6 protein-coding genes are annotated in these 6,403 nt (G+C 38.6%); 4 read left to right on the forward strand and 2 right to left on the reverse strand.

Features of this window, described 5'->3' with window-relative positions; genetic code table 11:
- The first annotated feature begins 100 nt into the window (after positions 1-100).
- On the forward strand, positions 101-442 hold the full coding sequence (locus V7K31_RS12270) for a hypothetical protein (RefSeq protein ID WP_335094618.1): 342 nt from the start codon (positions 101-103) through the stop codon (positions 440-442).
- Between the two features lie 36 nt (positions 443-478).
- The gene (locus V7K31_RS12275) at positions 479-700 is read left to right on the forward strand and encodes a hypothetical protein (RefSeq protein WP_335094619.1); all 222 of its coding nucleotides are present in this window, start codon (positions 479-481) and stop codon (positions 698-700) included.
- A 408-nt stretch (positions 701-1,108) separates the two neighbouring features.
- Here the strand turns inward: V7K31_RS12275 and V7K31_RS12280 are convergent, their stop codons facing one another.
- Positions 1,109-2,551 carry a tyrosine-type recombinase/integrase gene (locus tag V7K31_RS12280; RefSeq protein WP_335094620.1) on the reverse strand — a complete coding sequence of 481 codons (1,443 nt, stop codon included), beginning with the start codon at positions 2,549-2,551 and terminating at the stop codon, positions 1,109-1,111.
- A gap of 389 nt (positions 2,552-2,940) precedes the next feature.
- Here V7K31_RS12280 and V7K31_RS12285 point away from each other — a divergent pair, with 389 nt between their 5' ends.
- Together V7K31_RS12285 and V7K31_RS12290 are read left to right on the forward strand one after the other, a co-directional pair.
- Positions 2,941-3,609, forward strand: coding sequence for a 2OG-Fe dioxygenase family protein (locus V7K31_RS12285; protein WP_335094621.1), 669 nt, complete (start codon positions 2,941-2,943; stop codon positions 3,607-3,609).
- A 431-nt stretch (positions 3,610-4,040) separates the two neighbouring features.
- Positions 4,041-5,309 (forward strand): tetratricopeptide repeat protein, encoded by a 1,269-nt coding sequence (locus V7K31_RS12290; protein ID WP_335094622.1) that lies wholly within the window; start codon positions 4,041-4,043, stop codon positions 5,307-5,309.
- Between the two features lie 119 nt (positions 5,310-5,428).
- Here the strand turns inward: V7K31_RS12290 and V7K31_RS12295 are convergent, their stop codons facing one another.
- Entirely contained in the window at positions 5,429-6,253 is an 825-nt protein-coding gene (locus V7K31_RS12295) for a DUF4114 domain-containing protein (RefSeq protein WP_335094623.1), read from the reverse strand.
- Between the last annotated feature and the right edge of the window lie 150 nt (positions 6,254-6,403).

Here is a 6,403-nt window from a genome sequence, read left to right on the forward strand (position 1 = left end):
AACTATATGTTGACGATTCTTGCTGCTTGTCTATCACACCATCATGATGCTTCAAATGCTTCTTGTCAATAGGGTTTGAGATGCGCTTACCCTGTCAACCTTGGTAGGTGTCGCTATTAAGATGGTGAACAAATTCAATGAAATTACCTCCGAAATTAAAGGCTTTAAAGAAGATTTAAATTCTCATGTTGCAATGATTCAAGAGGTAAGGATTTTATCGAAAGATATGAGTTCGCTAGATAAAAGATTCGACATTCACGCTCAAGATTATGTTAACAATAAAGACGCTAACTTGATTGCGATCAACGGGGTGACAGACCAAATAAAACATAAATGGGAGAGAACAGAAGAAGAGTTAGAGAAACTGGAAAAAGCAATAGATGTCAATAGAGAGAGCCTTTTAAAGTTGTTCAACAACTTGTTAGACAAAAATAATGTATAGAGTATGTTGGAATAACAGTAGTAAAAGGGTATTCAAATGAGAGCTAAATTTCAAGTTGCATCAGTATCACGCTTTGCCGATTTCGATGGAGTAGAGGTAAAATTACGCCCTGTAATCGATGACTATGAGGAGAATAAAAAGTTTTGGAAATATACACCACAAGGGAAACTTGAGGTAACAATTACTAATCCGAATGCAGTAGAATTTTTTGAAGTTGGTAAGGAGTATTATTTAGACTTTTCTGAAGCTACAGTATAATCATGATTGAAATGTAATCACACTCAGGGTTAGAAAACTTCTAACTCTTTTTTATTGACAAATTTAAATTAGGTATTACTATTGACTTAACAGAGTAATAGGGGTAATGGATGGAATATAACTAAATAAATAAGTTAGAACAGAGGAGGTTTCAACCCTGACTGCTCACTGAGGGGGATTGGCTGAAAAAAAATATATATATATAAATAATAAGTAAGGGAGATAAGTTGATAACTGTCTCCCTTTTTGGTAGGGGTATAAGTGAAGCTGATTAATGAAGGTGAATATAGGAGTCAATATGTCTCCATCTCTCAAGCATTTTAATTTACTCCAAGTAAATTAAGACATAGGAGAGATAGAGACTAAAAAACCCATTGAGTGCTTATTTCAATGGGTGAATGATAAGGTTTATTTATCTCTGTCCTGAAGTAGCTTATCGATGAGTTCCTGTTGCTGTCTCATCTGTTCCCTTAGCAAGTTAATCTCTGCCTGTTGCTGAACCTGCTGATTAGTGGTAGCTGGTAACTCTGGGTTGGTTTTTCCTGCAAAGATAGCTACATCCTGGTAATGCTTGTTCGAGACTTCTATTTGATGTCCACACCAAACACTAACTATCTTCTCATCTATTCCTAAGTCAAAAACAGCATGAGTGATAAAAGTATGCCGTGTATTGTAGGGCGATAGATACTTCGTGAGTTTACCTTGTTCTATTAATGTAGAGATAATTCCTTTGCTTGCCTTTTTAGAAATAGTTCCCTTGCTGCCTTTCCAAAAATAATAAAAAACACTATCATCAATTATTTTTTTACCTTTCGATTTAAGAACAACTTCGCTCGGCGCACCTTGTGGAATTGATTTTAAAAGATTCCACAGTTCACCGTCTTTAGGCATTGGAAACCGTCTAGTTTCTTCACCTTTGTAAGTTCTATCATTTTTCAATGGGTAAAACTTTTTAATTCTTCCGTCATAAGTTCTCCTAATCATAATTCTCTCTTTATCCCATTCAACATCACACCACATAAGAGCTATTGCTTCACCCGTTCGGCATCCAGTGAGAAACTTGAACTTGAGAAAGTTAAACCAGTGTGGTTTATTATCAGCAAGCCCTAATATTGCTTGTACCTCATCCCATGTATAAGCTTTTGTTCTATCTAAAACATCATTATCCGTTTCTATTTCAACATCATCCTGAGTTTTACCTTGCGCCCCTCTATTAACTATCTCCTCAGCCATCCCCTCAAATGGGTTATGAGTCAATAGTCTATTTTTCATCCCTAATTGATAAGCTTTCGATAAGTAGGCTAGTACTCTTTTTACAGTTTCTAGATTCCTATTCTCAACTAACCAGTTTCTAATTTTGGCTGTATCCTCTGATTTAGTAGCCTCGATAGCTGAGGTAACAAAGCTTTTGTACTGTCCTTGAAATTTTCTCTCATAAGTTGTTTCTCTTAACCCCTGTTTCCTGTACTCACAATACATATCCCAGATTTCCATCAGGGACAGTTCGGGCTTAGGTGGCAATTGGTCATCACTGGTAACAGACTCACTCTTCACTAGCCTCAACCTTGCCTGTAACCCGTACTCCTTTAAAATTTCCTGATACCGTCCCAAGTCAAAGTTCCCCTCACCGTCGTCAAGCTTCCCCTCCTCAAGTTCTATCTGCAATCGTCTCTGCAACTGGCTAGCCTTACTTTCCCATCCATCAACTAGTGAGATACCCGTAGCTAGCTTTATCTGTCCCTTGTTGCAGTACGACCTGGGGAAACAAGCTTTGACACTCCCTGAGTCAACCCTTACCGCTACCTGTCCCTTCTTAGCCTTACCAGTTGGTGTTTTGCTACTATTTACCATGATGCTCATTTAATGCTCAAATAGTGGAAACCAGTTTTTATAGAACTGATATTAAAGCATTGTAGCAGATTAAAGTTACCCGGCTTCGGGTAACGGTAAAGCCACTCAATCATTATGGAACCTTGTTGCTGCTAGTAAATATACGTCGATTTCTTCCCCACCGAACCCCATCAGCAAATCTTTTCAGCAGCTACTCATATACCCATGAACATTACTCCGCCTTGTGACAGAATTTGAGCAACTTTACATATCATAAAGTATCAACTTTTGTAGTTAAATTAACAATATCTTAATAAAGACTAGCATATACTAGGTGTTATAAGCCTCCCATAAAGACCTCCCATAAAGAAAAATCTGGGAGAATTTCAACGTGCAAGGAGGTAAATCCTATGCAAAAAGTGTGGACAGCAACGGAATTAGAATATGCTTTTCTGTTTACTCTAAGAAAGGTAAATTCGATCAATCCAGAAGGTTTCAAGCCATTTTTTAGTAATATGCCTATTGACCCTTATATCAAAGGCAACTATCGTTCGAGAAGATTATCTCGGTTCACAGTAGCTGAAAATCAGTTAATCAAATTACCTCATGGCTACCTTTTTCAAAGTAAAGAGTATAATCCATTAGTGGGTGATGTAAAAAGAGAGTTTGCAGAATTAGATGATGCACTCATAGAACTTGATATTTTTATAAATCTTGTCTTAGCATTTAGTGATTCTTGTAAACTCCATCCTGAAGCTGAAATCGGAGTTCATCAAATTAGAACTATTTGTTCGCCAAATAATTTGGGTAATCCAGCGCCTGAAGGTATACATCAAGATGGTACTGATTTTATTGGCATATTTTCAGTAGGTAGAGATAATATTGAAGGTGCAGAAACACATTTGTATACAGCCAAAAAAGAAAAGCCTGTGTTTAGCAAAATTCTAAATCCGGGAGAACTATTATTGGTTAATGACCATGATTTTTTCCACTTTACCACTCCCATAAAACCACAGACTGACGCTCAAGGAAGTAGGGATGTTTTTGTACTAACTTCTCCTAGCTTGCTTTCAGAATAATTCTAGTTAACTGTAAATATTTTACAATCTACGAGATATGGGGAATTGAATGTAGTCATTTCCCCAGCTTTTTTATTTGGAATTGGAAATAACCGGGTCTAATTTATTACTTGCCTTGGCGATTATAAATTGCACTGGCTTGGCTATACAGACAAAACCTATCTCCGCAGGTTAAGAACAAGGAGCTTATTTACCTTGTTAATTTTTTCATTAGTCCAGATCGGTGAACGAGAGTTTGTGTAGTAGCGAATTCTATTCCCCAAAGACTTTTAAAACATCCTCTTAGGGTGGTGTATTCGTTTTAATTCACTGAAAATACAAAATGAAGCAAAGCCACGCTGAATACTTAGAATATTAAGGGTGAGTGGATAGGTTAGGCTACGAAGGAAGCCTACTGAAATTCAACTAACTGAATCAACAAAACAAATGCCATGACTGACGAATTCTACAATAGAGGATTGGAAAAGGCTAGGCGAAAAGACTACGCTGGAGCAATTGAAGAATTTAACCATGCTTTAGAAGTGACACCTTACTTTACTGAAGCTTACTTGCAACGGGGTTTGGCACATTATGATTCAGGAGCAATCCTGAAGGCTGTTTCAGATTATACTGAAGCCCTGAAGCATAATCCTGAGAGTGTAGAGGCATATTATTGTCGTGCATTAGCAAGGGTGGCGCTGAAAAATTTGCCAGGGGCGCTAGAGGATGTTGAACGCGCTATTCGTCTCAATCTCAATTATGCTGCTGCTTATAATCTGCGGGGGATGGTGCGGCGGAAACAGGGTTCTATTCAAGATGCGATCGCTAATTTTAAAAAGGCTGCACAATTATATCTAGAGCAACAGGATAAAGAGAATTGTCGTCTGTGTCTAGAACGAATTAAACAGCTACAATCCCCAGAATTACCTGTTGTACAGCAATCACTTTCTCCAAATGCGCCAATTTTATCCACAAATGAATATTTCACGCAATTATTAGAAAAGGCTGAAAAGGGAGATACTCAAGAGGCACTCGCCGATTTAAACTGGGTATTAAAAGCCGATCCGCAAGATGCCCAAGCTTACTGCTGTCGTGGGGTTGTGCGTTGTAAAATGGGGAATTATCGAGAAGCGATCGCAGATTTTAATCAAGCATTGCGATTAAATTTTCAAGATGCCATTGTCTATCGCAACCGAGGTAAAGCCCGTTCTGCATTGGGAGATCATCAAGGTGCGATCGCGGATCTTAACCAAGCACTTCAGATGCAACCACAAGATCCCTTAGTCTATATTGCCAGAGGGAATGCCTATCGGACAATGGGCAATTATCTCGGTGCAATTCAAGATTACACCCAAGCGCTGCAAATAAATCCTGATGATGCTCAAGCTTACTACAATCGCGGCATTGCCTATACTTGTTTAGAAGAAATGCAAAATGCTCTGGAAGATTATCAACGGGCGGCGAGTATCTTTTGTGAACAAGAAGACTGGGTAAATTACCAACAAGTTTTAAGTAGCCTAGAAAAAAGCCAGAAATTTAGTCCAGAGTCAAAAAAGCAAAAATATAACCTGCTACGTCAGCGACTTTTAGGAATGGTTGGGGGATATTGGGAAATTGGCGAACGATTGATTCAGCAGAAGCAGGATTATTATCCAGGGATGTCAGACGAGTGGTATTTGCAAAAAGTAATTGATGACTTAGAACGCGATCGGGGTAGATAAAATATAAATGCCACTATACACGAAATTCACCCGTAGAAGTGTACGGGTGAAAATGCAATTAATCACTTACTATTTTCCAATGAAACTAAACGCACCCTATATTAACAAGGTTTCAAAGTTTAGTTAGAATTGCGAGTTTGACGGCGACGACGCAATCCAAACATACTAACTGCTCCTACAGCAAACATCGACAGAGTAACAGATGGTTCAGGAACACTAGTACCAATTAGCGCTTTAACATTTGCCTCGCCGATATCAAGAACGACGACAAGATCATTAAAGTCACGGTCAGAATTTTGGTTCAACCCACCTGTAGCGTGTAAACCTCCGTATAAATCTTCAAATGCCAGGAGGATGTAGTTATTGTAAGCATAAGCAACTGCGTGCTGTAGTCCGTCAGCATTAGAGGCAGTTTGAGTTCCAAAGATATTGTTAGTGGGATGGTTCAAACCATCAGCTTTCAAAAAGAAGTCGAGTTGAGTACCTGCGGTAACATTACCAAGTTTGACGCCATCACCTAAATTTAGTACACTAGCGCCCCCGCCCATTACACAGCCAACTCCGTCACAAGAAGCATCCTTAAAAAGCAGCCCAGACTTGTTAGTAGTTCCTGTGGCATTGAAGGCTAACTGGTTTCTATAACTAGCACCCTCATTAATAAAGTAAACAGATACATCGTGGTCGTATTTTAGGTTTAATTTACTAGGGTCTAATTTAAATTGTCCGCTGTTCGCGATGGCAACGCTTTCTTTTTGGACAAATTGTTGAAAAGGAGTGTCGTTAAAACCAGTTGCAGACTTACTTGATATCGTTGGTTGAGTCCAGGCATTATTCCAAGTAAAATCAGCAGCAGATGCAGTTTCTACTTTGGAAACTAATCCGGTCAAGGTAGCTGTAGCGGCAATCAAGGCAGTCAAGAAAATAGGTTTCATGTTAGGAGTCATTAAGTAGATAAAATTTTTAGACAGTAATATTTTTAGCATTATGCCTGTGTTGCTACTTAGAGGATGTTTTAAAAGTGGGGGCTTTTGTAAGAAAGCTCACAAGGCTTAAGCTGAAATTTGAAGACATCAGCACCTCGTGAGCAAATGAGT

The organism is Nostoc sp., assembly GCF_036917675.1.
Lineage (GTDB): Bacteria > Cyanobacteriota > Cyanobacteriia > Cyanobacteriales > Nostocaceae > Nostoc.

Bases quoted from the DNA above. Each gene is read 5' to 3' on its own strand.
- V7K31_RS12275 (WP_335094619.1), top strand. From the start codon at position 479: ATGAGAGCTAAATTTCAAGTTGCATCAGTATCACGCTTTGCCGATTTC.
- V7K31_RS12280 (WP_335094620.1), bottom strand. From the start codon at position 2,551: ATGGTAAATAGTAGCAAAACACCAACTGGTAAGGCTAAGAAGGGACAG.
- V7K31_RS12285 (WP_335094621.1), top strand. From the start codon at position 2,941: ATGCAAAAAGTGTGGACAGCAACGGAATTAGAATATGCTTTTCTGTTT.
- V7K31_RS12290 (WP_335094622.1), top strand. From the start codon at position 4,041: ATGACTGACGAATTCTACAATAGAGGATTGGAAAAGGCTAGGCGAAAA.
- V7K31_RS12295 (WP_335094623.1), bottom strand. From the start codon at position 6,253: ATGACTCCTAACATGAAACCTATTTTCTTGACTGCCTTGATTGCCGCT.